Genomic DNA, 1,443 nt, shown 5'->3' with positions numbered 1-1,443 from the left:
TTCGCTTACTGATTCAGACACTGACTCAGAGACTGATTCAGAAATTGATTCACTTACTGATTCTGAAACTGACTCTGAAATTGACTCGCTTACTGATTCTGATACCGATTCAGAAACTGATTCGCTTACTGACTCTGATACTGACTCAGAAATTGATTCGCTTACTGATTCTGATACCGATTCACTTACTGACTCAGAGACTGATTCAGAAATTGATTCACTTACTGATTCTGAGACTGATTCAGAAACTGATTCGCTTACTGACTCTGATACGGATTCAGAAATTGATTCAGATACTGATTCTGAAACTGACTCAGAAATTGACTCGCTTACTGATTCTGAAATTGATTCACTTACTGATTCAGACACTGATTCACTTACTGATTCAGAAACTGACTCTGACACTGATTCAGACACTGACTCTGAAATTGACTCGCTTACTGATTCTGAGACTGACTCAGATACAGATTCCGACACTGACTCAGAAATTGATTCGCTTACTGATTCTGATACTGACTCTGAAATTGATTCACTTACTGATTCTGATACTGACTCAGAAACTGATTCGCTTACTGATTCTGATACTGACTCAGATACGGATTCGCTTACTGATTCTGATACTGACTCAGATACGGATTCACTTACTGATTCTGATACTGACTCTGAAATTGATTCACTTACTGATTCAGACACTGACTCTGAGACTGATTCTGAGACTGACTCGCTTACTGATTCAGAAATTGATTCGCTTACTGATTCTGATACGGATTCAGAGATTGATTCACTTACTGATTCTGACACTGACTCAGAAATTGATTCACTTACTGATTCTGATACTGACTCAGAAATTGACTCGCTTACTGATTCTGATACAGATTCTGATACGGATTCAGAAACTGATTCACTTACTGACTCTGAAACTGATTCAGATATGAAACTGATTCAGATACGGATTCAGAAATTGATTCGCTTACTGATTCTGATACTGATTCAGAGATTGATTCAGAAATTGACTCGCTTACTGACTCTGATACTGATTCTGACACTGACTCAGAAATTGATTCACTTACTGATTCTGATACTGACTCAGAAATTGACTCGCTTACTGATTCTGAGACTGACTCAGATACTGATTCCGACACTGACTCAGAAATTGATTCGCTTACTGATTCTGAGACTGACTCAGAAATTGATTCACTTACTGATTCTGATACTGACTCAGATACTGATTCGCTTACTGATTCTGAGACTGACTCAGATACTGATTCGCTTACTGATTCTGAGACTGACTCAGAGATTGATTCACTTACTGATTCTGATACTGATTCAGAGATTGATTCGCTTACTGACTCTGATACTGATTCAGAAACTGATTCGCTTACTGATTCTGAAATTGATTCAGAGACTGACTCGCTTACTGATTCAGAAATTGATTCACTTACT

Annotated in this window: 2 protein-coding genes; both read right to left on the bottom strand. The window is 38.0% G+C overall.

Annotation, left to right across the window (positions count from 1 at the left end; translation table 11 throughout):
- A partial coding sequence (locus tag E7C97_RS09600) for a DUF445 family protein (protein WP_398581246.1) occupies positions 1-849 on the bottom strand: 849 nt, incomplete at its 3' end.
- Between the two features lie 56 nt (positions 850-905).
- Positions 906-1,443 (bottom strand): hypothetical protein (locus E7C97_RS09595; RefSeq protein WP_316109087.1); only part of this gene is annotated, 538 nt, incomplete at its 5' end.

This window comes from Streptococcus sp. (genome assembly GCF_032481935.1).
Classification (GTDB): Bacteria; Bacillota; Bacilli; order Lactobacillales; family Streptococcaceae; genus Streptococcus.
The sequence above is the reverse complement of the archived record's forward strand: the minus strand, read 5'-3'. Positions and strand labels throughout refer to the sequence as shown.